21 protein-coding genes are annotated in these 23,982 nt (G+C 61.2%); 12 read left to right on the top strand and 9 right to left on the bottom strand.

Annotated elements, in window-relative coordinates:
- Positions 1-12: 12 nt before the first annotated feature.
- From G9X67_RS07150 to G9X67_RS07135, 4 genes are all read right to left on the bottom strand, one after another.
- On the bottom strand, positions 13-801 hold the full coding sequence (locus G9X67_RS07150; RefSeq protein ID WP_026158775.1) for an ABC transporter permease: 789 nt from the start codon (positions 799-801) through the stop codon (positions 13-15).
- Complete coding sequence (locus G9X67_RS07145) at positions 798-1,691, bottom strand: ABC transporter permease subunit (RefSeq protein ID WP_138330484.1); 894 nt, start codon at positions 1,689-1,691, stop codon at positions 798-800. Before G9X67_RS07145 ends, G9X67_RS07150 begins: the two co-directional genes overlap by 4 nt.
- A gap of 70 nt (positions 1,692-1,761) precedes the next feature.
- Positions 1,762-2,865 carry an extracellular solute-binding protein gene (locus G9X67_RS07140; RefSeq protein ID WP_171598413.1) on the bottom strand — a complete coding sequence of 368 codons (1,104 nt, stop codon included), beginning with the start codon at positions 2,863-2,865 and terminating at the stop codon, positions 1,762-1,764.
- A gap of 191 nt (positions 2,866-3,056) precedes the next feature.
- On the bottom strand, positions 3,057-3,929 hold the full coding sequence (locus G9X67_RS07135) for a MurR/RpiR family transcriptional regulator (protein ID WP_138387049.1): 873 nt from the start codon (positions 3,927-3,929) through the stop codon (positions 3,057-3,059).
- A gap of 178 nt (positions 3,930-4,107) precedes the next feature.
- Between G9X67_RS07135 and G9X67_RS07130 the strand changes: the two genes are divergently transcribed.
- The 6 genes from G9X67_RS07130 (at position 4,108) to G9X67_RS07105 (ending at position 11,750) form a co-directional block, all read left to right on the top strand.
- Positions 4,108-4,878: an N-formylglutamate amidohydrolase gene (locus G9X67_RS07130; RefSeq protein ID WP_171598584.1), complete on the top strand. Its 771-nt coding sequence runs from the start codon at positions 4,108-4,110 to the stop codon at positions 4,876-4,878.
- 120 nt (positions 4,879-4,998) lie between these two features.
- Positions 4,999-6,555 (top strand): amino acid permease, encoded by a 1,557-nt coding sequence (locus G9X67_RS07125; RefSeq protein ID WP_171598412.1) that lies wholly within the window; start codon positions 4,999-5,001, stop codon positions 6,553-6,555.
- Between the two features lie 146 nt (positions 6,556-6,701).
- Positions 6,702-8,066 carry a glutamine synthetase family protein gene (locus G9X67_RS07120; protein ID WP_138387051.1) on the top strand — a complete coding sequence of 455 codons (1,365 nt, stop codon included), beginning with the start codon at positions 6,702-6,704 and terminating at the stop codon, positions 8,064-8,066.
- Between the two features lie 206 nt (positions 8,067-8,272).
- Positions 8,273-9,658 carry an aldehyde dehydrogenase family protein gene (locus tag G9X67_RS07115; RefSeq protein WP_138330488.1) on the top strand — a complete coding sequence of 462 codons (1,386 nt, stop codon included), beginning with the start codon at positions 8,273-8,275 and terminating at the stop codon, positions 9,656-9,658.
- A complete protein-coding gene (locus G9X67_RS07110) occupies positions 9,655-10,806 on the top strand; it encodes an iron-containing alcohol dehydrogenase (protein ID WP_138387053.1) in 1,152 nt (383 codons plus the stop codon). Before G9X67_RS07115 ends, G9X67_RS07110 begins: the two co-directional genes overlap by 4 nt.
- A gap of 230 nt (positions 10,807-11,036) precedes the next feature.
- Positions 11,037-11,750: a ParA family protein gene (locus G9X67_RS07105; RefSeq protein ID WP_138387054.1), complete on the top strand. Its 714-nt coding sequence runs from the start codon at positions 11,037-11,039 to the stop codon at positions 11,748-11,750.
- A gap of 75 nt (positions 11,751-11,825) precedes the next feature.
- Here the strand turns inward: G9X67_RS07105 and G9X67_RS07100 are convergent, their stop codons facing one another.
- Positions 11,826-13,226: a L,D-transpeptidase gene (locus G9X67_RS07100; RefSeq protein WP_171598411.1), complete on the bottom strand. Its 1,401-nt coding sequence runs from the start codon at positions 13,224-13,226 to the stop codon at positions 11,826-11,828.
- Positions 13,227-13,586: 360 nt separating this feature from the next.
- Between G9X67_RS07100 and G9X67_RS07095 the strand changes: the two genes are divergently transcribed.
- The 3 genes from G9X67_RS07095 to G9X67_RS07085 all read left to right on the top strand — a co-directional run bounded on the left by G9X67_RS07095 (position 13,587) and on the right by G9X67_RS07085 (position 15,254).
- On the top strand, positions 13,587-14,426 hold the full coding sequence (locus G9X67_RS07095; protein WP_171598410.1) for an aldose 1-epimerase family protein: 840 nt from the start codon (positions 13,587-13,589) through the stop codon (positions 14,424-14,426).
- A 71-nt stretch (positions 14,427-14,497) separates the two neighbouring features.
- The gene (locus G9X67_RS07090) at positions 14,498-14,836 is read left to right on the top strand and encodes a TIGR01244 family sulfur transferase (RefSeq protein WP_171598409.1); all 339 of its coding nucleotides are present in this window, start codon (positions 14,498-14,500) and stop codon (positions 14,834-14,836) included.
- Positions 14,837-14,909: 73 nt separating this feature from the next.
- Complete coding sequence (locus G9X67_RS07085) at positions 14,910-15,254, top strand: RidA family protein (RefSeq protein WP_138330493.1); 345 nt, start codon at positions 14,910-14,912, stop codon at positions 15,252-15,254.
- 45 nt (positions 15,255-15,299) lie between these two features.
- On the opposite strand, the gene G9X67_RS07080 is transcribed toward G9X67_RS07085, so the two are convergent.
- The 4 genes from G9X67_RS07080 to G9X67_RS07065 are packed head-to-tail and all read right to left on the bottom strand — an operon-like array spanning position 15,300 to position 20,147.
- Positions 15,300-16,958, bottom strand: a complete 1,659-nt coding sequence (locus G9X67_RS07080) for a thiamine pyrophosphate-binding protein (protein WP_171598408.1) — start codon at positions 16,956-16,958, stop codon at positions 15,300-15,302.
- Positions 16,959-16,971: 13 nt separating this feature from the next.
- A complete protein-coding gene (locus G9X67_RS07075) occupies positions 16,972-18,174 on the bottom strand; it encodes a CaiB/BaiF CoA-transferase family protein (protein WP_138330495.1) in 1,203 nt (400 codons plus the stop codon).
- Positions 18,175-18,212: 38 nt separating this feature from the next.
- Positions 18,213-19,169 carry a DMT family transporter gene (locus G9X67_RS07070; RefSeq protein WP_171598407.1) on the bottom strand — a complete coding sequence of 319 codons (957 nt, stop codon included), beginning with the start codon at positions 19,167-19,169 and terminating at the stop codon, positions 18,213-18,215.
- 48 nt (positions 19,170-19,217) lie between these two features.
- Positions 19,218-20,147 carry an alpha/beta hydrolase gene (locus G9X67_RS07065; protein ID WP_171598406.1) on the bottom strand — a complete coding sequence of 310 codons (930 nt, stop codon included), beginning with the start codon at positions 20,145-20,147 and terminating at the stop codon, positions 19,218-19,220.
- 158 nt (positions 20,148-20,305) lie between these two features.
- Here G9X67_RS07065 and G9X67_RS07060 point away from each other — a divergent pair, with 158 nt between their 5' ends.
- The 3 genes from G9X67_RS07060 to G9X67_RS07050 all read left to right on the top strand — a co-directional run bounded on the left by G9X67_RS07060 (position 20,306) and on the right by G9X67_RS07050 (position 23,981).
- Positions 20,306-21,046 (top strand): ribonuclease, encoded by a 741-nt coding sequence (locus G9X67_RS07060; RefSeq protein WP_138387060.1) that lies wholly within the window; start codon positions 20,306-20,308, stop codon positions 21,044-21,046.
- Positions 21,047-21,143: 97 nt separating this feature from the next.
- Positions 21,144-22,793, top strand: coding sequence for an energy-dependent translational throttle protein EttA (gene ettA, locus G9X67_RS07055; protein ID WP_011652822.1), 1,650 nt, complete (start codon positions 21,144-21,146; stop codon positions 22,791-22,793).
- A gap of 162 nt (positions 22,794-22,955) precedes the next feature.
- The gene (locus G9X67_RS07050; protein WP_138387061.1) at positions 22,956-23,981 is read left to right on the top strand and encodes a metalloregulator ArsR/SmtB family transcription factor; all 1,026 of its coding nucleotides are present in this window, start codon (positions 22,956-22,958) and stop codon (positions 23,979-23,981) included.
- Position 23,982 lies beyond the last annotated feature (1 nt).

The following is a 23,982-nucleotide window of genomic DNA, read 5'->3' as shown; positions in this document are numbered from 1 at the left end:
GAGCCAGATACCTTAAGCCTTTGCCGGGCGGGCTTTGCCGACGCGGGAAACGATGTTGAGCAGGCCCATGCTGAGCCAGGTGATCGAGAAGGCGATGACGGCAAGCGCCGAAGGCTCATAGGCCTTGTTGGCGCCAACGAGCTGCAGGTAGGGACCGAAGGCCGGACGGTTCAGAAGTGCGGCAAAGGTGAATTCGCCCATGACGATCGCGAGCGTGATGAAAGCGCCTGAGAGCACGCCGCTCATGACGTTGGGAAAAATGCATTTGAACATGATGGTCGTCCATCGGGCGCCGAGGCTTTCGGCCGCTTCTGTCAGCGTGCGGACGTCGATGGCGCGCATGGCGGTATCGACTGCGCGGTACATATAGGGCAGGGACAGGGTGATATAGGAGAAGACCAGCAGGATATTGGTGCCGGTCGTCGAACCCGTCAGCGGCAGGTAGGACGAAGAATTATACATCCTGAGGTATCCGAAGACGATGACGATCGCCGGAATGACAAGCGGCAGCAACGTGATGAATTCGACGACCGGACGCATCTGCGGCAGCCGCAGCCGCACCCAATAGGCAGTCGGCACGACGAGCAGCATGCCGAAGACGATGGTGAGCAACGCCATCAGCATCGAATAGCCGAAGGTCTCCCGGAACTGAATGTCGGAGAATACCGACTCATAAGCATCGAGGCTGTATTCGCCACGGCGCATGCGCAATGAAAACTCGATTGTGCCGATCAACGGGATGATAAAGTAGGACGCGCCGAGAATGATGGCGATCCAGGCTCCGAGACGTTGAGCTTTCATTTCTGCCACCGTTCGGCGCGCATGCGCAGCATGAGGTAAAGGACGTTGGAGACGCCGGTGATGACGATCATGCCGAGCGCGATGGCGTAACCGAGGTTGGCATTGTGCAGAACGTCGCCGCGGATCTGCGCATAGAGCAGGATCGGCACGATGTTCAACGAGCTGCCGGTCAGCGCGAAAGCGGTGGCAATGGCGCCGAAAGCGTTGGCGAAGAGCAGCAGCGTCGTGCCGAGAAGGCTCGGCCAAAGGATCGGCAGCGCGACCATCGTCCAGTACTGGCGGTTGGTGGCGCCAAGAATCTGCGAGGCTTCGCGCCATTCCTTCTTCATGCCGTCGAGGGCTGGCGTCAGAATCAGCACCATCAGCGGGATCTGGAAATACATGTAGGTGATGGTGAGGCCGAAGAAGGACAGCAGGTTGAAGCCGGTGCCGTAGAGATTGAAGCCGAACCATTCGCGCAGGAAGATCGTCACAAGGCCGGTGCGGCCGAGCGTTGCGAGGAAGGCGAAGGCGAGCGGCACGCCGGCGAAATTCGAGGCGACGCCGGAGAAGGTCAGCAGCGTCGAGCGCACGGAGGCGGGCAGGCCGCCGAGCACGACGGCCCAGGCAAGGAAAAAGCCGATCAACGCGCCGCCGAGGGCGGAGGCGACCGAGATACGGATACTGATCCAGTAAGCGCTCATGATCGATGGCGTAAAAAGATCGCCGATATTCTTCAGCGTGAAATCGCCCTCGGGCGTCAGGAACGCGCCCACCACGAGATAAAGCGTGGGCATGATCAGGAACAGCAGGGAGAATATAATGAAGGGTGCGATGCCCAGCCAGTCGATCACGCGGTCTTTGTTGATCAAGGGGGCACTGCTCGCCATCGGCGTTGAAACGGTGCTCATGGAAAAGCTCATCCTGGGGCGTCGGAGTGAGAAAACCTCCCCGCCTTGCGGCGGGGAGGCAGGATCAAAGTTACTGAACGTTGGCGCCGACGACGGAATCCCAGTTCTTGGTAATGGTTTCCTTGCCGGCGGCCTGCTCTTCCAGCGTCGGGAAGACAGCCTTTTCATAGGCTGCTGCTGGCGGCAGCTTATCGAGCAGTTCCTTCGGGATCTTGTTGTTCTTGGCAAGATCGTTGAAGCGGATCGGGTGGCAATAGCCCTTCAGCCAGCCGAGTTGACCTTCGTCGGAGTAGAGGTATTCCATCCAGAGCTTGGCAGCGTTCGGGTGCGGAGCGAAGGCGGAAATCGCCTGAACGTAAACGCCGGCAACGACGCCGGTCTTCGGAACGACGACCTCGAACGGAGGATTGCCCTTCAGGCCTTCGCCCCACGAGAGGGCGTTGTAGTCCCAGGCGATGACGATCGGCGTGGAGCCCTGCGCGAAGGGAGCAGCCTTGCCGACGACCGGCACGAAATTGCCGCTCTTGTTCAGTTCGGCGAAGAACTTCAGGCCTTCCTCGCCTGCCTTGGCCGCGTCGCCGCCGGATGCGGAAAGACCAGCGGCATAGACGCCCTGGACAGCCTGGTTGGCGCTGCGCGGATCGCCTGCGAGGGCGACGCTGTTTGCATAGTCGCTCTTCTTCAGGTCGGCCCAGTCAGTCGGCGATTCCTTGACGAGATCCTTGTTCACCAGGAGCGCGAGAACGCCGTAATAGTCGCCGTACCAGTAGCCTTCGGCATCCTTGGCGGTATCCGGAATGGAATCCCAGGTGGAGACCTTATAAGGCTGGATCAGGCCGTCTTTCTTTGCGGACGGGCCGAAAGAGAGGCCGACGTCGATGACGTCAGGGGCCTGCGGGCCGGTGTTGCCCTTGTTGGCCTTGATGGCTTCGATTTCGTCGCCCGAACTTGCATCCGGGTTCAGTTCGTTGACCTCGAGGCCATACTTCGCCTTGAATCCGGCAATGACGTCGCCGTAACCGCACCAGCTGTGCGGCAGAGCGATCGTCGTCAGGCTGCCTTCCTTTTTAGCGGCGGCGATAAGTTCAGCGCTCGGCTCGGCGGCGGCAATCGCGGTCGAAGCCACGATCATCGCAGTAGAAAGCGACAGAAGTCGAGAAATGTTAGAGATCACTGTTGTTCTCCTTCGGGTTTTCAGTGTCTGGCGATGCTGTTAATGAGATTACATGAAGCTTGTGTGACAGTTCGATGACGTTAATTCTGCTGTGAATAACGGGGGTTGCGACAAATGTTTTATTTGCGACAACGCCGTCTGTTTCCGCGAAAAATCCGCCATTGTTTTTCTTCTGTTTTAGTCTTGTCCTCCTAACCCGGTTTACGGAAAAGCCTGGTTTGCTCGAACAGGCCTTCCAGTGTCTTCATGCGCTCCTTCGTCTCGTCCCAGGTCGAGTTCTGAACGGCCTCGATCAGCGCTTCGACGATGAAAAGGGTAACGACGGAGGAATCCCAAGCCGATGGCGCCTCGATCCGGACGCGGAAGGCATGCCTGGCGAGCTTGGCGGCCGGCGAACCCCACTGGTCGGTGAAGACGATGATTTCGGCGCCGCGTTTGCGGGCGGCGGTCGCAAGGCTCACCATCTCCTGCTCATAGCGGCGGATGTCGAAGATGATCAGGATGTCGCCGGCATTCATGTTGAGGGCATATTGCGGCCAGCTGCTGGAATTCGACGATAGTAGCGTCGTTGCCGGCCGGATCACCTGCATATGGGTGAAGAAATATTCGGCAAGCGCGCCGGTGATGCGGCCTCCGACGAAATAAAGGCCGCGCTTGCGGTCGGAGAGCAACGCGGCGACGCTGTCGAACGTCGCGGTGTCGAGATCAGTCAGCGTCTGGCGCAGATTACCCATGATGGCATCGGCGAAACGGTTGAGAATATGGGTGCCCGGCGCGTTCTGCGCCCAGCGGTCGTGCTTGGCGATCGGATTCGAGATCGTCGCCTCGACTTCCTGATGCAGATGCGCCTGAAAGTCCGGATAACCCTTGAAGCCGAGCTTCTGCACCATGCGCACGACGGTCGGCGTCGAGACGCCGGCGTTTTCGGCGATCGTGGTGATGCTGCCGAGGCCGGAGACCGGATAGTTGTCGAGCAGGCTTTCGGCTAGCTGCTTCTCGGCACGAGTCAACACCCCCAAATGCGAGTGTATGACGTCCGAAACCGTCTTCGACGCAATTGTCACTTAATATGCTCCCCGGGATGGTCTGGCGCCACTTTCCCACTCAAAGTTAACAACGCTGTCATAATCCATGTCAACCACTGTCATGAAAAGAAATTTTCAGTGGATGCTTGACACCGACCGAAACCTGAAGAATTCTTTTCTTCATCAAGAATTTGTTAAGGGATAAGGAGTGGCGCCTTTGGTGCTGGCCCGGCCGAAAATCCTCAGTGAAGCGGACGGTGACTGCGTCGGGATCGAACGCATCCACGGCCGGAGCCCGGTGCTTCTGGTCTGCGAGCACGCTTCGAATGCGCTTCCAGCCCTTTTCGGCGATCTCGGCCTGCCCAGCGAAGCGCTCTCCAGTCACATTGCCTGGGACCCGGGCGCGCTTGCGGTCGCCCGCATCCTATCGGAAGCGCTCGACGCGACGCTCGTTTACCAGCGGTTCTCCCGGCTTATCTACGACTGCAACCGGCCGCCCAGTTCACCCGGCGCCATGCCGGAGACCAGCGAAATCTACGACATTCCCGGCAATAGGGATTTGAGCCCCGAAGAACGGCTTGCGCGCACAGACGCGCTCTATGTGCCTTTCCACGACGCCATTCGCGGGCTGATCCGCGATCGCCGGGCGAGGGGGCAGGACAGCATCATTGTGACGATGCACAGCTTCACGCCGGTCTATCACGGCCGCGAACGCGCCGTCGAACTCGGCATATTGCACGATGAGGACAGCCGGCTTGCCGACCTTATGCTGGCGGCTGCGGCCGAGGCGCCGCTTTACAGGGTGGAACGCAACGAGCCTTACGGGCCTGAGGACGGCGTGACCCACACGCTGATCCTGCACGGGCTTTCGAACGGGTTGCGCAATGTGATGATCGAGGTCCGCAATGACCTCATCGCAGACGATATCGGCCAAGGGGTCATGGCCGATTATTTGAAAGGGCTGCTCCAGCAAAGTCTGGACGCCTGACATAAAAAGAAGACCCGAGGGAGCAGTTTAACTGCGGACGTCCGCATGGCGCAAATGCCGCGGACAATTGGCACTGAATCGGCCCGCAATTCCGCGGCCGATCGTGAACAGGGGGAAGTCATGTCGGATTATACCGAACTGGACAAGAAGCAGGATGTGCACATCCTGCATTCCATGGGTTATGCCCAAGAACTCGAACGACGCATGAGTTCGTTTTCGAACTTTGCCGTCTCATTTTCCATCATCTGCATTCTCTCCGGCGGCATCAATTCGCTGGCGCAGGCGACCTCGGGTGCCGGCGGCGCTGCCATCGGCATCGGCTGGCCGGTCGGCTGCTTCATCTCGCTCGTCTTCGCCATCGGCATGGCGCAGATCAGCTCGGCCTATCCGACGGCCGGCGGCCTCTATCACTGGAGCTCGATCCTCGGAAACCGCTTCACCGGCTGGGTGACCGCCTGGTTCAACTTGCTCGGTCTCGTCACCGTGTTGGGCGCCATCAATGTCGGCACCTACTATTTCTTCATGGGTTCGTTCGGCACGAGCTATCTCGGGCTGACCGACACGACGACGGTGCGCATCATCTTCCTCGTGGTCATCACCGGCGCGCAGGCGCTCGTGAACCATATGGGCATCGGACTGACCGCGAAGCTGACCGATTTCTCGGGTTATCTCATCTTCGCGACCGCTATCGCGCTGTCGGCCGTCTGCCTCATCGCAGCGCCCTCCTACGAGATCGGCCGCCTTTTCACCTTCGCCAACTATTCCGGCGAAGTCGGCGGCAATGTCTGGCCTTCCACCTCCGGTGCCTGGGTCTTCCTGCTCGGACTGCTGCTGCCGATCTACACCATCACCGGCTATGATGCCTCGGCGCATACGTCGGAAGAGACGGTCAAGGCTGCCGAATCGGTCCCGCGCGGCATGGTCGCCTCGGTGCTCTGGTCGGCGCTTTTCGGCTATATCATGCTGTGCGCCTTCGTGCTCATGCTGCCGAATATGGATGATGCGGCAAAGCAGGGCTGGAACGTGTTCTTCTGGGCGATGGACAGCCAGGTCAACCCGATCGTCAAGGACATTCTCTATCTTGCCATCCTCGTCAGCCAGTGGCTGTGCGGCCTTGCGACCGTTACTTCGGTCTCGCGCATGATCTTCGCCTTCTCGCGTGACGGCGGTCTGCCGGCGTCGAAGGTCCTGTCGAAAGTCAGCCCAAAGCACCGCACGCCGGTGGCTGCGATCTGGACCGGCTCGATCCTCTCGGTTCTGTTCGTCTGGGGCTCCTCGCTCGCTACGATTGGTGACACGCCGGTCTATACGATCGTCGTCTCGTGCACGGTCATCTTCCTGTTCTTCTCTTTCGCCATCCCGATCACGCTCGGCCTGTTCGCCTGGGGCACGTCGAAGTGGGACAAGATGGGACCGTGGAACCTCGGCGAAGGCGTCTTCAAGCTCTTTGCCGTGCTGACCGTCATCGCGATGATCCTGATCTTCATCCTCGGCATTCAGCCGCCGAACGAATGGGCGCTCTACATCACCGTCGGTTTCCTGGTGCTGACGGCGATCGTCTGGTTCGGATTCGAAAGCCGCCGCTTCAAGGGGCCGCCGATCGGTGCGGAAGTGGCAAAGCGTCAGGCCGAGATCGCGGCCGCCGAAGCAGCCGTCGGCGAAAGCGGCGAAAACTAAGCATCGAGGCTTCCCTCTCAAATGGCGGGGCCGCATCCTGCGGCCCCATCACCGGTACAACGAAAAGGCATCAGGCCGCAAAGTCCGGCCGAGCGCATGCGATTTCGTTGCCCCGATTTTCTCAATTCAATTCAGGCGGATCAATCATGAGCAGCTACACAATCGACGATCTCAGGAAGGATGTTGCCGAAGGGCGCATCGACACGGTTCTGGCCTGCCAGGTGGATATGCAGGGCCGACTGATGGGCAAGCGCTTCCAAGCGGAATATTTCGTCGAGAGCGCCTGGAAGGAAACGCACAGCTGCAACTACCTGATCGCCACCGACATGGAGATGGAGACCGTCTCCGGCTACAAGGCGACGAGTTGGGAGAAGGGCTACGGCGACTACACGATGAAGCCGGATCTTGCGACGCTGCGTCGTATTCCCTGGCTGGAAGGCACCGCGCTGGTGCTTTGCGATATGCTCGATCATCATACGCACGAGGAGGTCGCCCACTCGCCGCGCGCGATCCTGAAGAAGCAGGTGAAGCGGCTCGAGGATATGGGCATGAAGGCCTACATGGCCTCGGAGCTCGAATTCTTCCTGTTCGACCAGAGCTACGAGGCGGCGCAGGCTTCCGGCTACCGCAACCTCAAGCTCGTCAGCGCCTATAACGAGGACTACCACATCTTCCAGACCACCAAGGAGGAAGAGGTGATGCGGGCGATCCGCACCGGGCTGCAGGGCGCCGGCATCCCGGTCGAGAACTCCAAGGGTGAGGCGTCGGCCGGCCAGGAGGAGATCAACGTGCGCTACGCCGATGCGCTCGCCATGGCCGACCGGCACGCGATCATCAAGAACGGCTGCAAGGAGATCGCCTGGTCGAAGGGCAAGGCCATCACCTTCCTGGCCAAGTGGAATTACAATGCCGCCGGCAGTTCCTCGCATATCCACCAGTCGCTCTGGAGCCTGGAGGAAAAGCCGCTTTTCTTCGACCATACCGGCAAATACGGCATGTCGCCGCTGATGCATAATTACGTCGCCGGGCTTCTCGCTCATGCGAGCGAGATCACCTATTTCCTGGCGCCCTACATCAACTCCTACAAGCGCTTCATGGCCGGCACGTTTGCGCCGACCAAGGCGATCTGGAGCAAGGACAACCGCACCGCCGGCTATCGCCTGTGCGGCGAAGAGACCAAGGGTATCCGTATCGAGTGCCGCGTTGGCGGCTCCGATCTCAATCCCTATCTCGCCTTCGCCGCGCTGCTTGCCGCCGGCATTGACGGCATCGAGAACAAGCTCGAACTGGAAGCCCCCTTCGTCGGCGACGCCTATGGCGGCAAGGGCGTTCGCGAGATCCCGCGTACGCTGCGCGCGGCCACGGCGGCGATGACGGAATCGGCGATGCTGCGCAAGGCCTTCGGCGACGACGTGATCGACCACTATACGCGCGCCGGCGAATGGGAGCAGGAAGAATACGACCGCCGCATCACCGATTGGGAAGTGGCGCGCGGTTTCGAAAGAGCTTAATAGGCATTTGCGGGCTGCTTGCCCCTCACCCCAGCCCTCTCCTCGTTTGAACGGGAAGAGGGGACGTGCCCCGCGCGGGGTTTGCGGTTGAGGAAAACGGTGCTGCATATTCCCTTCTCCCCGCAAGTGGGGAGAAGGTGCCGGCAGGCGGATGAGGGGCCACGGCCTCACTCAAATTTTGAAGAATACGAGGACAGGAACAGATCATGGCAATGATCCAATGCATTTCACCGGTTGACGGTTCGGTCTATGCCGAGCGCGCAGCCCTTTCTCTCGATGCCGCTAAGGACGTCGTGGCGCGTGCGCGCAAGGCGCAGAAGGGCTGGGCGAAGCGGCCGCTCGAAGAGCGTGTACAACTGGTGCTGAAGGGTGCTGCGCGGCTGAACGAGATGTCCGATGTCGTCGTGCCGGAGCTCGCCTGGCAGATGGGCCGGCCGATCAAGTATGGCGGCGAATACAAGGGGTTCAACGAGCGTTCCAACTATGTCGCCTCGATCGCGGCGGACGCGATGGCGCCTGTTGTCGTCGAGGAGAGCGATCGTTTCGAGCGGCGCATCGAGCGCGAGGCCCATGGCGTCGTCTTCGTCGTCGCACCATGGAACTATCCCTACATGACGGCGATCAACACGATCGCGCCGGCGCTGATGGCCGGCAATACCGTGGTGCTGAAGCATGCCTCGCAGACGCTGCTGGTCGGTGAGCGGCTGGTGCAAGCCTTTATCGAGGCCGGCGTTCCCGAGGATGTGTTCCAGAACGTCTTCCTCGATCATGAAACGACGTCGGCGCTGATTGCCGCCGGCAGCTTCAATTTCGTCAACTTCACCGGATCGGTCGAAGGCGGGCGGTCGATGGAGCGGGCGGCTGCCGGCACCTTCACCGGCCTCGGCCTCGAACTCGGCGGCAAGGATCCGGGTTATGTCATGGAGGACGCCGATCTCGAGGCGGCCGTCGACACGCTGATGGATGGCGCGACTTACAATTCCGGCCAGTGCTGCTGCGGCATCGAGCGCATCTACGTGCATGAATCGCTTTACGACGCCTTCGTCGAGAAATCGGTTGCCTGGGTATCGAACTACAAGCTCGGCAATCCGCTCGATCCGGAAACCTCGCTCGGGCCGATGGCGCATAAGCGCTTCGCCAAGGTGGTGCGCGAGCAGATCGCCGATGCTGTTTCCAAGGGCGCCAAGGCGCTTGTCGATCCCAAGCTTTTCCCCCAGGATGACGGCGGCGCCTATCTCGCCCCGCAGGTCCTCGTCGATGTCGACCACTCCATGGCCTTCATGCGCGAAGAGACTTTCGGCCCGGCAGTCGGCATCATGAAGGTGAAGAGTGACGAGGAAGCATTGGCGCTGATGAACGACAGCCAATACGGGCTGACGGCCTCGCTCTGGACCAGGGATGTCGAGCGGGCAGGGCGGCTCGGCCGCGAGATCGAAACCGGCACCGTTTTCATGAACCGCGCAGACTATCTCGACCCGGCGCTTTGCTGGACCGGCGTCAAGGAGACCGGCCGCGGCGGCTCGCTGTCGATCATCGGCTTCCACAATCTGACGCGTCCGAAATCCTTCCATCTGAAGAAAGTCACAGCATGAGCAGCAACATCACCGCAAACTGGAGCTACCCGACATCGGTCAAGCTCGGCCGGGGCCGCATCAAGGAACTGGCCGATGCCTGCAAGAGCCTCGGCATCAAGAAGCCGCTGCTCGTCACCGACCGCGGCCTTGCCTCGATGGCGATCACCAGGAACGCCCTCGATATCCTCGAAGATGCCGGTCTCGGCCGGGCGATCTTCGCCGATGTCGATCCGAACCCGAACGAGAAAAACCTCGAAGCCGGCGTTAGGGCCTTCAAGGACGGCGGCCATGACGGCGTCGTCGCCTTCGGCGGTGGCTCCGGGCTCGATCTCGGCAAGTGCGTCGCCTTCATGGCTGGCCAGACGCGGCCGGTCTGGGACTTCGAAGATATCGGCGACTGGTGGACGCGTGCGAACCTCGAGGGTATCGCCCCGATCGTCGCGGTGCCGACAACGGCAGGCACCGGTTCGGAAGTCGGGCGCGCCAGCGTCATCACCAATTCCGAAACGCATGTGAAGAAGATCATTTTCCATCCGAAGTTCCTGCCTGGCGTCGTTATTTCCGATCCGGAACTGACGGTCGGCATGCCGAAGATCATCACGGCCGGGACCGGCATGGATGCCTTCGCCCATTGCCTGGAGGCTTATTCCTCGCCCTTCTATCACCCGATGTCGGCCGGCATCGCGCTCGAAGGCATGCGCCTCGTCAAGGAGTTCCTGCCACGCGCCTATAGGGAAGGCACGGATCTGGAAGCCCGCGCCAACATGATGGCCGCCGCCGCCATGGGCGCGGTCGCCTTCCAGAAGGGGCTCGGCGCCATCCACGCGCTGTCGCACCCGATCGGCGCCGTCTACAACACCCATCACGGCATGACCAATGCGGTGGTGATGCCGGCGGTGTTGCGCTTCAACCGCAAGGCGATCGAGGAGAAGATCGGCCGCGCCGCCGCCTATCTCGGCATTTCGGGCGGTTTCGACGGGTTCTACGACTATGTGCTGAAGCTCCGCTCCGAACTCGGCGTGCCGGAGACGCTGTCGGCGATGGGAATCGCTGCCGACCGCATCGACGAATTATCGGCCATGGCGATCGAAGATCCGAGCGCCGGCGGCAACCCGGTTGCACTGACGCTTGAAAATACCAAGGCTCTATTCAAAGATTGCTTCTGACGACATAAGAGCGGACCAACAGACTGGCCTGGAAAACCGCGGTTTCCCAGGCCTTTTTCGTTTCGGGCAGCATCCCTATTTTTAGGGATGTGAAAAATACCGGCTGCAATTTCGCCGCGCGTCTTTCGAATTTGTTAACCATGATTAGAAAGAATGAATTAACCGCACGATGCTCCGACGGTGCGTAAAAGAGCGATTCCGGCTCGCACCATTCCTTCCGAGGACCGAACATGCCTGTCATCACATTCGCAAATACCAAGGGCGGCGCCGGCAAGACGACCGCTGTTCTGCTGCTCGCGACCGAGCTTGCCCGCAAAGGTTATCGCGTCACCATTCTCGACGCCGACCCGCAGCACTGGATTTCGCGTTGGCACGAAATATCAGGTCATGTGCCCAATCTTTCGGTGATCGATTTCGTCACAACTGCGTCGCTGCCGGTGCATATCAGCGAGAACAAGCACAATACCGACTATTTCATCGTCGATCTGCCCGGTGCGCGCAATCCGCTGCTTGCCACTGCCGTTGGCCTTTCCGACCACGTGCTGATCCCCATTCAGGGCTGTGCGATGGATGCGCGCGGCGGTGCGCAGGTGCTCGAACTGCTGCAGTATCTGGATGAGAAGGCCGGCATCAAGATCGGCCATTCGGTGGTGCTCACCCGCGTCAATTCGATGGTGACGACGCGGGCGCTGCAAGTCGTCAAGTCACTGCTCAGCGAGCGGCATGTGCCGGTGCTCGATACGGCGATCATCGAACGCTCCGCCTTCCGCGACATCTTCGACTGTGGCGGCACGCTGCACACGATCGATCCGACGCGCGTCAGCAACCTCGACAAGGCGCGTGAGAACGCCACCTGTTTTGCCGAGGAAATCATGCGCAAGCTGCCGGTCAGGCTGACGGCATCCGCCCGCGTGACGAGCCCGATGGTCCGCTCGGCCGCTTGAATATATCCCCCACCTGAAACGACAAGCCCGCCGGAGCGATCCGGCGGCCTTGTCGTTGTTATCGTCAGAATGATTTCAGTCGACGAATTCGACCGTCACGCCCGGCTTGACCATCTTGGCAAGCTCGGTGGCATCCCAGTTGGTCAGCCGGATGCAGCCGTGGCTCTGAGTGCGGCCGATCTTCGAGGGCTCGGGCGTGCCGTGGATGCCGTAGGTCGGCTTGGAAAGCGCCATCCAGACGGTGCCGACGGGGCCGTTCGGGCCGGGCGGGATATTGAGGATCTTGTCGTTGGCGCCCTGCTGGAAATTGATCTTCGGATTATAAGTGTAACCGGGATTGAGGGCGACACGCTCGACATTTACCAAGCCCGACGGAGAGGGGGTGTCGGAGGAGCCGATCGATGCCGGATAGGCGGCGAGGAGATTGCCGGCGCCGTCATAGGCGAAGACCTGCTTGCGACCCTTGTCGGCGATGATGCGGGCAACTTCGCCGCTCTTCGGCTCGCCCGGATTGACGACCTTGATGACGGTGCCGGCAACGGTGAAATCGGCGCCGGGGTTCATCTCCTTGAGAAAAGCCTCGTCCATGTGGAAACGCTCGGCCAGCATCTCGGTGGTCGAGGTATAGGCGAGCGACGGCAACAGCGCCTTGTGCGAATAATCTTCCGGGATCTCCGCGACGAAGGGGCCAGCGGCATCGGCCGGCGTGATCGTGTAACTGACAACGGGCAGGCCGCCGTTCATACGCAGCTCTTCCAGAATGGCATCGGTGTCGTTGGGATCGAGCTTCGACCCGGTCATCTGGTCATAGGCATAGATCCCCTTGGTGACGTTCGATCCCATATGGCCGTCGATGACGCCCGGAGAGATGCCGGCGCGATCGAGGAAGACCTGCAGTGCGACGATCTCGGGCTTCGACTTGTTCTTCAGCGTGATGACAGGTTCATCAGGTGCGGCCTTCGGCTGATCGGCGGGCGGGATCTGCTGGTCGGGGTCGATCGAGGCATAATCGTCGCCGGGCTGCGGATTGCCGATGCTGTTATCCTCGGGATAGGGCTGGTCGCCGAGCGGCCGGCGTTCAATCGCGGCATCGCGCGGAATGCCGCCGGTGACGGCGCCGCGCTCGGAATAACGTGTATCGCCATCGGGATTGTTGTCGGAATAATAGGGGTCGTTGCCGTACTGGTCGTTATAGACTTCGCGTGCGCCGGGCCGCGGCGGATAGTAGCCGCGGGCGCGCATCTCGGTAGCGACGACGTTGCCATAGTCGTCGATCAACACGCGATTGCCGCTACGGTCGCGGGCGTAGATATAGCCAGCTGGAACATAGTCGAGGATTTCGCCGCTCGGCGTCACAAGCACGATATCGCTCTGGCGGCGATCGCGGAACTGCTGCGCGCCTGCCTCCGGCGCTGTAGCCGCAAGAGCAGCCAGGACGGCCGCGAGGCAAAATGCCGACTTCAAAAAGCGATTCACGTATCATACCTCGAACAGTGACTGGCAGACACACACCTGCGAATTTTGACGCTAGTGTGGAATTTATGAAAGCGTGCTGAACAAAATATGAAAATCACTAAGATTTCCTTTTGCTCATAAACGTTTGCGTCCTTGTGTCAGTTCCGCAAAATCCACGGTTGCTGCAAAAACGCAAGATACGGGCGACGCCGATTGACGAATGGCGGCCCGAAACCTAACGCTAGCGCATCCTTCTTTGCGAAAATCGATTCCGTTTTTCGGAAAGCATGATGCGTTGATTCAAAGTGTTAGAGCGTCCTTTGGGCGTCCGAAAGGACGCTCGGCGCTCTAAGGGGCCGACAATTCCCCAAGGAGACCGTGATGATCGAATTTGCCGCCGCAAGCGGGCCGCGCCTGATGCTGGACGAAACATCGGTGCTGGATATCGGCGGATGCATCGTCGAAAGCGTCGACATCGCTCCGAAACGCGCCATTCCCGATGATGGCGACCCGCGAATCGATCACTCGCTCGAGGGCTTCCTCTTTACCTGCGGGCCGGACCATATCCGCCACCGCCAGCCGATCCCCGGCCGGGACGACGGCAAGGTCTATCCGCTGCACGGATCGGCCTCCGGTCATGTGGCAAAGGTGTTGTGGACGAAGTTCGAGAACGGCAATGCCGAATGCCGCGCCGATATCGACATCACCACTGTCGAGGGACTGCCGCAGCGCATCGAGCGGCTGTGGCGGATCGATGGGGCGACCGGCGAGGTGCGGCTCGAGGATCGGGTCGTCAATACAAGCGATCGGACGGTGCCGACCTTCCTGATGTACCACATGAACACCGGCGGCAAATGGCTGGACGAGGGCACGCGGCTCGAAGGCCGCATGCTGGAAAATGGCGGTTTCCCCTGGACGTTCGGCGAGGAGCCGGGCGGCATCTTCTGCGTCGCAGCGCCGGCAACGGAGGAGGGGTTCGCGGAGGTCCGCCTCGGACCGATCGCCGCTATCGGCGGCAGGACGCTGCGAGTGCGTTTCCGCGCCGACACGCTGCCCCATCTGCAGGTCTGGCGGAACCAGAAGGCGCCAGCCCACATCATCGGCATCGAGCCGGTTTCACATCGGTGGATCTCGCGCGACGAGCTTGAGGCAGCCGGTGAGTTCAACATGCTGGCGCCCGGCGAGAGCCGCAGCTATGCGCTGACCTTTGCCTTCCTGTGAGCGAAGTGTTGTTGACGCTGGCAGACCTCCGTCGTAGACCTTCAGCCCACGATTTTTGAGGAGACAAGACGATGGATATTCGCCAGATCGACGATGAATATTCGGTTTCGGGCCAGATCACGCTCGAGGAGCTCGACGAGATCAAGGCGCTCGGGTTCAAATCGATCGTCTGCCACCGCCCCGACCATGAGAGCCCGGATCAGACATCGTTCTCCGTCATCGAGGCGCGCGCCAAGGAGCTCGGCCTCGAGGTCGCCCATGTGCCTGTCGGACCGATGGGCGTGACCGAGGAAGCGGTGCAGGGCATGGTCGATGCGCTCGACGAATTCCCGCGGCCGATGCTCGGCTATTGCCGCTCCGGCGCCCGCTCGACGGCGATCTACCAGAAGACCCACCATATTCGTAGCTAGGCCCCGTTCCGGCTGCCGATTTTCCGGCGCTGCGCCGCAGCGCCATCACCTTCCATTCACTCAGGAGACTAGAATGAGCATTAAGCGTATCGACGTCGGCGCGCGCATGAGCGGCGCCGTCATTCACGGCAACACGGTCTATCTCGCAGGCCAGGTCGGCGAGGGCGAAAGCGTCACCGATCAGTGCAAGTCATCGCTTGCCGAAGTCGACCGTCTGCTGGCTGCATCAGGCAGCAGCAAGTCGAAGATCCTTCAGACGATCATCTACCTTTCCGACATCGCCGATTTCGCCGAGATGAACGCCGTCTGGGAAGGCTGGATCGATCCGGCCAATCCGCCGGCCCGTGCCACCAGCGAAGCCAAGCTCGCTGCGCCGAAATACAAGGTCGAGTTCATCATCACGGCGGCACTCGACTAAATCGCGCCATTCCGATTACCTGAAGCCGGTGAGCACTGCGCGTGCTCACCGGCTTTTTGTTTGCGCGATTTCCGAGAGCGTGCGCGTCGGCGTGATCGCTTCGGGATCGAGTTTGATTTCGATGATTGCGGGCTTGCCGCTGGCGCGTGCCCGCTCGAAGGCGGGGGCGAAATCCGCCGTCGTCTCCACCGTCTCGCCATGGCCGCCATAGGCGCGAGCAAGGGCTGCGAAGTCGGGATTGGTCAGATCGGTGCTGCTGACGCGGCCGGGATACTCGCGCTCCTGATGCATGCGGATCGTGCCGTAGATGCCGTTGTTGACGACGACTGCGATGATCGGCAGACCGTAGCGGATGGCGGTGGCGAATTCCTGTCCGTGCATCAGGAAGCAGCCGTCCCCGGCAAAGCAGATGACCTCGCGCTCGGGAAAGAGCCGCTTGGCGGCGACGGCGGCCGGCAGGCCGTAACCCATCGAGCCGGAGGTGGGGGCGGCTTGGGTGTTGAAGCGGCGGAAACGATGGAAGCGGTGCACCCAGGTGGCGTAGTTGCCGGCGCCATTGGTAAAGATCGCGTCCGGCCCGGTATTGGCCTCCAGCCACTCCATGATCGGCCCCATATGGACGGCGCCCGGACCTGTCGAAGGCGGCTTCGACCAGGCGAGATAGGCCTGGTGCATGCGTTCCGTGCGCTCCGCCCAGTGCGGCTCGGCCGGCGCTTCCAGATCGGCGAGCGCTTCAACGAAATTGGCAGCAGCGGCGCAGATCGCAAGATCAGGACGATAGATACGGCCGAGTTCGGATGCATCGGGATAGATATGCACCAGCGATTGCTGGGGGTATGGGATATCGATCAGCGTATAGGATGAGGAGGGCATTTCCGACATGCGGGCGCCCAGCAGGATCAGCAGGTCGCTCTCCTTGATCTCCTTTGCCAGCGCCGGATTGATCCCGATGCCGACATCGCCGGCATAACAGGGATGCAGATGATCGAACAGCATCTGCCGGCGGAACGAGCAGCCGACCGGCAATTTGAAACGTTCGGCGAAAATTGCAAAATCGGCGACGGCATCGGCATCCCAGCGCGTGCCGCCGAGGATCACCATCGGCCGCTCGGCCTTGAGCAGGCGCAGATAGAGATCGTCGATCTGGCTGCGACCGGGGTGGGCTTCGACGCCGACATAGCGCTTGGCGCGGGGCGCCTCGACTTCGTCGCGCAGCATGTCTTCCGGCAGGGTCAGCACCACAGGGCCGGGACGGCCGGAGGTTGCGATCGCAAAGGCGCGGGTGACGAACTCGGGAATGCGGGCGGCATCGTCGATCTCGCCCACCCATTTGGCGAATTCGGTAAAGGCGCGGCGGAACTCGACCTCCTGGAAGGCCTCGCGTTCTCTCGCTTCCCGCTGCACCTGGCCGATGAAGAGGATCATTGGGATCGAGTCCTGCTTGGCGATATGCAGGCCGGCGGAGGCGTTGGTGGCGCCGGGGCCACGGGTCACCATGCAAATGCCGGGTTCGCCGGTCAGCCTGCCCCAGCAATCCGCCATCATCGCCGCTCCGCCCTCCTGGCGGCAGACGAGGACGTCGATATCGCTGTCGCGCAACGCGTCGAGCACGGCGAGGAAGCTCTCGCCGGGCACACAGGAGAGACGCTTGACTCCGTTCGCCTTCAGCGCCTCGACGATCAGTTCCCCGCCCGTCTTCTTCATGACAATGCCTTCTTCATGACGATGCCTTCCTCTCGCGCTCGGCGAGTTCCGCCAGAATTTCTGCCTGGTGTTCGCCGAGACGCGGGCTCGGCCTTATATAACGCAGCGGCGTCTCCGACAGCACAACAGGCGTCCTGACACCGGGGATCACGGTACCGGCGGCATCCGCAAGGTCGATGCGCAGGCCGCGGGCCTGCACCTGCGGATGGGCGAACATTTCCTCGATCGTATTGATCGCGCCTGATGGAACCGCGTTCTCTTCACAGGCCTTCAACAGATCCGCCTTTTGCCATTTCAGCGTCTCGGTGGAGATGAGGCGGCGCACTTCGGCGCGATTGCCGACGCGTGCCTTGTTGGTGGCGAAACGCTCGTCGCTCGCGATGGCCTCCAGGCCGAGGATGGTGCAGAGGCGGCGGAACTGGCCGTCGTTTCCAACCGCGAGAATGAGATAACCATCCGCCGTCGGCACGACCTCATAGGGCGAGATATTGGGATGGGCATTGCCGAGGCGGGTCGGCGCCTCGCCGGAGACCAGGTAATTCATGTTCTGATTGGCGAGCACGGCCGATTGCACGTCGAGCAGGGCCATGTCGACCAACTGGCCTTCGCCTGACTTCAGGGCATGGATCAGGGCGGCTTCGATCGCCGAGACGGCATAGATGCCGGTGAAGATATCGGCGATGGCGACACCTGCCTTCATCGGCTGGCCACCCGGCTCCCCGGTAATCGACATGAAGCCGGACATGCCCTGGACGATGTAATCGTAGCCGGCGAGGCTGGCATAAGGGCCGTTCTGGCCGAAGCCGGTGATCGAGCAATACACGAGCTTCGGGTTCACCTTGCGCAGGCTGTCATAATCGAGCCCGTATTTGACGAGGCCGCCGACTTTGAAATTCTCGATGACCACATCGGCGGTGGAGACGAGGCGGCGGACGAGATCCTGGCCTTCGGCGCTCTTCAGGTCGGCAGTGACGGAGCGCTTGCCGCGATTGGCGGCGTGGTAATAGGCGGCCGAGAGATTTTCGCCGTCGGCGCCCTCGACGAAGGGTGGCCCCCATTGGCGCGTATCGTCGCCGCCGTCGGGATTTTCGACCTTGATGACGTCGGCGCCGAGATCGGCGAGCATCTGTCCCGCCCAGGGGCCGGCGAGCACGCGAGCAAGCTCGATCACCCGGATGCCGGCAAGCGGCGGTTTTTTCGTCACGGTCTCCGTCATGTTCCTCCGGGCTCTCGTTCTTAGATCTGGGCTCAGATCTAGGGCGCCAGCGTCGCCTCTGATGTACCGGATACCGGTTTCGATGCAAAGCGGCGCTCGCGCCAGACAATGTAGAAGCCCGACGCCATGATAATCATGATGCCGAGCCATTTGATCGCATCCGGGAAGTCGCCAAAGACCAGCCAGGCGAAGATCGTCGCCGAGACGATCTCGAAATATTGCAGCGGTGCGAGCGTCGAGGCTGGTGCTGCGCGATAGGCATAGACACCGAGGATGCCCGATATCGCGGCCATGGCGCCAACGCCGGCGACATAGAACCAGGCGCGGCCATCCGGCATGACCGGATCGAAGAGATCGGAGCCGGTTCCCTGGCCCAGGAAAAGCAGGATGGCGCAGAAGAGCAGGCCCCAGATGCTCATCTGGAACTGCATGGCCCAAGGGTCCTCCCTGTGCGAGAGGACGCGGGTCATCAGCACAAAGATGGCGATGCAGAGCGCGCTGACGACAGGCAGAAGCGCGATGTAGCCGACTTCTTCGAAACTCGGCTGAATGATCAGCATCGCCCCGAAGAAGCCGACGCCGCAGGCGCTATAGCGCCGCCAGCCGATTGTCTCCTTCAAGAAGATACCGCCGAGGATCGTTAGCATGATCGGCTCGACGAAGAAGATCGCAATCGCGTCGGCGACCGCCATGTATTTCAGCGTGGTGACGAAGGAGATCATCGAGACAGTGATGATCGCGCCGCGGATGGCGTGGAACAGATTTTGGCGCCAGGAAAAATCGGCGAAGCTGCGCCGCCATATCACAATCGGCAACATGCAGAGCGCCTGTACGGCGAAGCGGCCGGCGGTGATCTCCGCGGACGGGACTGTGACGATGGCAAGCTTGGCGAAAATATCGATGAGCGGCGAGAACATCACCGAGATAAACATCAGCACAAGCCCCATCGTCACGTCGGAGGCGGACGAAACGGGGCGGGCGGAGGTGCTGTTCATGATGAAATCCCTGTACTCAGGATATTGGTCACTCAGGATATTGGTCGCTCAGGATCTTGCGACGGCCCTGTCGCACCACTCGGCGAAGGCTGCGATCGCCGCCTCCGCGCCGATCTCATTTAATGTTTCGTGCCGCATGTCCTGATATATCTCAGTGCTGATACGGGAGAAGCTTTGGCCTTTCAAATGGTTTGACAGCCAGAGCACGGCTTTTCCACGCTCCGTCGCCGGGTCCTCTCCGCCGCCGACCAGATGGATCGGCATGTCCCGCGGCAGCCGGTCGAGGTGGATTTTCTGCGGCGCGCGGAAGGTCAGCTCGAAGAGATCGAGCCAGAGAGAGACCGAGGCGTCGAAGCCGCAGAGCGGATCGGAAACATATTTGTCGACTTCATCAGGAAGACGCGACAGCCAGTCGAACTCGGTGCGGCGGCCGGGAATGGATTTGCCCCAGGCGCCGAAGGTGAGCTTCGGCAACATGCCGCTCGGCACGTCGGAGCCCTTCAGCATGCGCTCGGCAAGCAGGATCGCCTGGGCGGCGCGGCCGGCAAGGCCGACGGCGAAATTCGAATTCCAGACGGCGACGGCGTCGAAGTCGGCCGGAGCCGTGACGGCAGCGTTGAGGGCGATGAGGCCGCCCATCGAATGGCCGAAAAGGATCACCGGCAGGCGGGGATGGCGGGAGGCCGCATGGCTGCGCATGGCGATGACGTCGCCGATCACCCTTTCGACCCCACCGCGCCGGGCAAAGCGGCCGATCGGCGCGTCGGGCGCCGTCGTCTCGCCGTGGCCGCGATGATCATGGGCATAGACATGATATCCGCGCGCCGCCATCGCCTCGGCAAAGGAGCGGTATCGTTTCGAATGTTCGGCCAAGCCATGCGATATCAACAGGATGCCGCGTGCCGGGGTGATGGCCTCGGCATGGTGATAGGCCAGCGACGCCCCTGGCACGGCGAGCCTATGCGTTTCAGAAAACATGTGATCCTCCCGGCGGCAACAGACCAGATCGCCGGGTAATTGCAACATGGGTATTTGATTATCTGATAACAATTTGTGGCCTTGTTGCGATTCAGGGTTGCGGCCTTTTGATTTTGATGCTTATTTGTTCCTGTATTGTTCTTTTTTTGGGGGTTGAAATGAGCAGCATGCAGTTGCGTACCTTGTCGTTCGCTGTGTCGATGGTTATTGCCGGCGCCGCCGTGGCGCAGGAGGCTGGCGGGCGCACCCGCTTCATTCTGGCGGCGAGCTGGCAGCCGGCCTTTTGCCAGACGAACCAGAAGAAGGCCGAGTGTGCGAGCCAGACCGGCGAGCGTCCCGATGCGACGAACTTTTCCTTGCACGGACTTTGGCCAATGCGGCAGGATTATTGCGGCGTAAGCGCCGAGCAGAAGGCCGCCGACAAGGATGGCGACTGGAACAAGCTGCCGGAGGTCACGCTTGCGGCGGAGACGAAGACGGCGCTCGCAAAGGCGATGCCCGGCACGCAATCCGGCCTGGAACGGCATGAATGGGTGAAGCATGGCACCTGCACGAAGATGAGCGCCGACGACTATTTCGGTGTCGGTGTGCATCTCGTGGGCGCACTCAACGCGTCGGCGGTGCGCGATCTTTTCGCTGCCAATATCGGCAAGCCGGTCAAGGCCGACGCGATCAAGGCGGCTTTCGACAAGAGCTTCGGCCCGGGTGCCGGCGACCGCGTCAAGATGAGCTGCCGGCGGGCCGGCAATGTCAGGATGATCAGCGAGCTGACGATCGGGCTTTCGGAAGCCGCCGGGGCGGCATCGGCGAAAAGTGCCGGGCTTGCCGATCTGATCCAGGGTGCTGGAAAAACATCGTTCGGCTGTGACGAGGGCGTCGTCGATGCTGCGGGCTTTTGACCGGAAATCCTGAGTAAACCGGGTTTGGCGTTGCCCGCAGGCGCTGTTTCGCCTACATAGCGGCACAATCGAAGTTTCCCGCCCGGAGCAGCGCAGCATGGCACGTCAGTTCATCTATCATATGTCCGGCCTCAACAAGGCCTATGGCAACAAGAAGATCCTGGAGAATATCCACCTTTCGTTCTACCCGGATGCCAAGATCGGTATCCTTGGTCCGAACGGCGCGGGTAAATCCACCGTGCTGCGCATCATCGCAGGTCAGGACAAGGAGTATACCGGCGAAGCCTGGCTCGCCGAAGGTGCGACGGTCGGCTATCTGGAGCAGGAGCCGCATCTCGATCCCAACAAGACGGTGTTCGAGAATGTCATGGAAGGCGTCGCCTCGAAGACGGCTGTCCTCGATCGCTATAATGAATTGATGATGAACTATTCCGACGAGACGGCGGAAGAGGGCGCCAAGCTTCAGGACGTCATCGATAGCCAGAACCTCTGGGATCTGGAAAGCCAGGTCGAGATGGCGATGGAAGCGCTGCGCTGCCCGCCGCGCGACGCCGAAGTCACCAGCCTTTCCGGTGGTGAGCGTCGCCGTGTTGCGCTCTGCCGCCTGCTGCTTTCGCAGCCGGATCTGCTGCTGCTCGACGAACCGACCAACCACCTAGACGCCGAAACCATCGCCTGGCTCGAAAAACATCTGCGCGACTATCCGGGCGCCGTGATGATGATTACCCACGATCGCTACTTCCTTGACAACGTCACCGGATGGATTCTCGAACTCGACCGCGGCCGTGGCATCCCCTACGAAGGCAACTACTCGGCCTACCTGCAGGCGAAAGCCAAGCGCATGCTGCAGGAAAGCCGCGAAGACGCATCGCGCCAGAAGGCGATCAGCCGCGAACAGGAATGGATCGCTTCCAGCCCGAAGGCTCGTCAGGCCAAATCCAAGGCGCGTATCAAGTCCTATGAGCAGTTGGTGGATGCCGCCGAGAAGCAGCGTCCCGGCGACGCGCAGATCATCATCCCGGTCAGCGAGCGCCTCGGCCAGGTGGTCATCGAGATGGACGGCATCACCAAGGGCTTCGAGGGCCGTACGCTGATCAACGACCTGTCGATCAAGCTGCCGCCAGGCGGCATCGTCGGCATCATCGGCCCGAACGGCGCCGGTAAGACGACGCTATTCAGGATGATCACCGGCCAGGAAACGCCGGATGGCGGTTCGATCCGCATCGGCGAGACCGTGCATCTCGGTTATGTCGACCAGAGCCGTGACACCCTTGCGGCCGACAAGACGGTCTGGGAGGAAATCTCCGGCGGCGCCGAAATCATCAAGCTTGGCAAGTTCGACATGAACTCCCGTGCCTATTGCGGCGCCTTCAACTTCAAGGGCGGCGATCAGCAGCAGAAGGTCGGCAATCTCTCTGGTGGTCAGCGCAACCGTGTTCACCTTGCCAAGATGCTGAAGGCCGGCGGCAACGTTCTGCTGCTCGACGAACCGACCAACGACCTCGATACGGAAACGCTGGGTGCCTTGGAAAACGCGCTGGAGAACTTTGCCGGCTGCGCCATCATCATCAGCCATGATCGCATGTTCCTCGACCGTTTGGCGACGCATATCCTCGCTTTCGAAGGCGACGGCCATGTCGAATGGTTTGAAGGCAACTTCGAGGATTATGAACAGGACAAGGTTCGCCGTCTCGGCCCCGACGCCCTTAACCCGGGCAGCCAGGCTCACAAGCGTCTGACACGCTGATTTCACTCATTTTTGCTTTCGGAAGCCCCGGTTCGGCCGGGGCTTTTTCATGTCTGCCTCTGTCGCAATTTGAGCAGCCAATTTCGTGGAGAGAGCGAATTCTCGCTTGCCACCGCTTTTCAAATCACATAAAGATATCTTTATATCTTGATCGGATCGAAAATGAGCGAACCCTTGAAGCTTGGACTGGAGGCGCTGGTGGACGTCTTGAAGGCGGCCGGCGAGCCCACGCGCCTGCGTCTTCTGGCACTTCTTGACGGCGGCGATCTGACGGTGACCGATCTTACCGAAATTCTCGGCCAATCCCAGCCCCGCATCTCGCGCCACCTGAAGCTGCTCGGCGAGGCCGAACTGATCGAACGCTACCAGGAAGGCGCCTGGGCCTATTTCCGCCTCAAGCAGGACGGTAAGGCCGCCATGCTGGTGCGGGCGTTGCTGAAGCATGTTTCCGAGAACGATCCGACCATCCTTCGCGACGGCGAGCGGCTCTCGCAGGTCAAGCACCAGCGCGCCGAGCGGGCACAGGCCTATTTCAGCCGCAACGCGGCCGAATGGGACGAGCTTCGCCGCCTGCATGCGGCCGATGAGGAGGTCGACGCTGCCGTCATCCGGCTGCTCGGCAGCCAGCCGATCGACTCGCTGCTCGATCTCGGCACCGGCACCGGCCGCATCCTCGAACTCCTGTCCGGGCTCTACCGCCGGGCGACCGGCGTTGATGCCAGCCGCGACATGCTGAGCGTGGCACGCGCCAATCTCGACAAGTCCCGCATCACCAAGGCCACCGTGCGCCACGCCGATATCCTGAACCTGCCTTTCGAGGGACAGGATTTCGATCTGGTGACGATCCATCAGGTGCTGCATTTCTTCGATCAGCCGGAGATTGCGATCGCGGAAGCGGCGCGCATGCTCCGGCCGGGCGGCCGGCTCGTGGTCATCGACCTTGCGCCGCACACGCTCGAATATCTCCGCGACGAGCATGCGCATGTCCGTCTCGGTTTTTCGCACCAGGCGATGTCCGACTGGTTGCGCAAGGCCGGGCTCGACGTCGAGCAGGTCGTCGATCTTCATCCGGGTCAGCAAAGCGGGCAGGGGTTGACGGTCACCGTCTGGCTCGCGCGAGATCCGAGGCGTCTCATGGCTTCGCAGACGAGCGAAGGCGCCGAACCTACATTTGCCGGGAGGGTATGAC

Source organism: Rhizobium sp. WYCCWR 11152 (genome assembly GCF_013087615.1).
In the GTDB taxonomy this organism is placed as follows: Bacteria; Pseudomonadota; Alphaproteobacteria; order Rhizobiales; family Rhizobiaceae; genus Rhizobium; species Rhizobium indicum.
Note: the sequence above shows the minus strand (reverse complement) of the source record. Positions and strands in the feature narration are given on the sequence as shown.

Bases quoted from the DNA above. Each gene is read 5' to 3' on its own strand.
- G9X67_RS07150 (WP_026158775.1), bottom strand. From the start codon at position 801: ATGAAAGCTCAACGTCTCGGAGCCTGGATCGCCATCATTCTCGGCGCG.
- G9X67_RS07145 (WP_138330484.1), bottom strand. From the start codon at position 1,691: ATGAGCACCGTTTCAACGCCGATGGCGAGCAGTGCCCCCTTGATCAAC.
- G9X67_RS07125 (WP_171598412.1), top strand. From the start codon at position 4,999: ATGTCGGATTATACCGAACTGGACAAGAAGCAGGATGTGCACATCCTG.
- G9X67_RS07120 (WP_138387051.1), top strand. From the start codon at position 6,702: ATGAGCAGCTACACAATCGACGATCTCAGGAAGGATGTTGCCGAAGGG.
- G9X67_RS07115 (WP_138330488.1), top strand. From the start codon at position 8,273: ATGGCAATGATCCAATGCATTTCACCGGTTGACGGTTCGGTCTATGCC.
- G9X67_RS07110 (WP_138387053.1), top strand. From the start codon at position 9,655: ATGAGCAGCAACATCACCGCAAACTGGAGCTACCCGACATCGGTCAAG.
- G9X67_RS07105 (WP_138387054.1), top strand. From the start codon at position 11,037: ATGCCTGTCATCACATTCGCAAATACCAAGGGCGGCGCCGGCAAGACG.
- G9X67_RS07095 (WP_171598410.1), top strand. From the start codon at position 13,587: ATGATCGAATTTGCCGCCGCAAGCGGGCCGCGCCTGATGCTGGACGAA.
- G9X67_RS07090 (WP_171598409.1), top strand. From the start codon at position 14,498: ATGGATATTCGCCAGATCGACGATGAATATTCGGTTTCGGGCCAGATC.
- G9X67_RS07085 (WP_138330493.1), top strand. From the start codon at position 14,910: ATGAGCATTAAGCGTATCGACGTCGGCGCGCGCATGAGCGGCGCCGTC.
- G9X67_RS07080 (WP_171598408.1), bottom strand. From the start codon at position 16,958: ATGAAGAAGACGGGCGGGGAACTGATCGTCGAGGCGCTGAAGGCGAAC.
- G9X67_RS07075 (WP_138330495.1), bottom strand. From the start codon at position 18,174: ATGACGGAGACCGTGACGAAAAAACCGCCGCTTGCCGGCATCCGGGTG.
- G9X67_RS07070 (WP_171598407.1), bottom strand. From the start codon at position 19,169: ATGAACAGCACCTCCGCCCGCCCCGTTTCGTCCGCCTCCGACGTGACG.
- G9X67_RS07065 (WP_171598406.1), bottom strand. From the start codon at position 20,147: ATGTTTTCTGAAACGCATAGGCTCGCCGTGCCAGGGGCGTCGCTGGCC.
- G9X67_RS07060 (WP_138387060.1), top strand. From the start codon at position 20,306: ATGAGCAGCATGCAGTTGCGTACCTTGTCGTTCGCTGTGTCGATGGTT.
- ettA (WP_011652822.1), top strand. From the start codon at position 21,144: ATGGCACGTCAGTTCATCTATCATATGTCCGGCCTCAACAAGGCCTAT.
- G9X67_RS07050 (WP_138387061.1), top strand. From the start codon at position 22,956: ATGAGCGAACCCTTGAAGCTTGGACTGGAGGCGCTGGTGGACGTCTTG.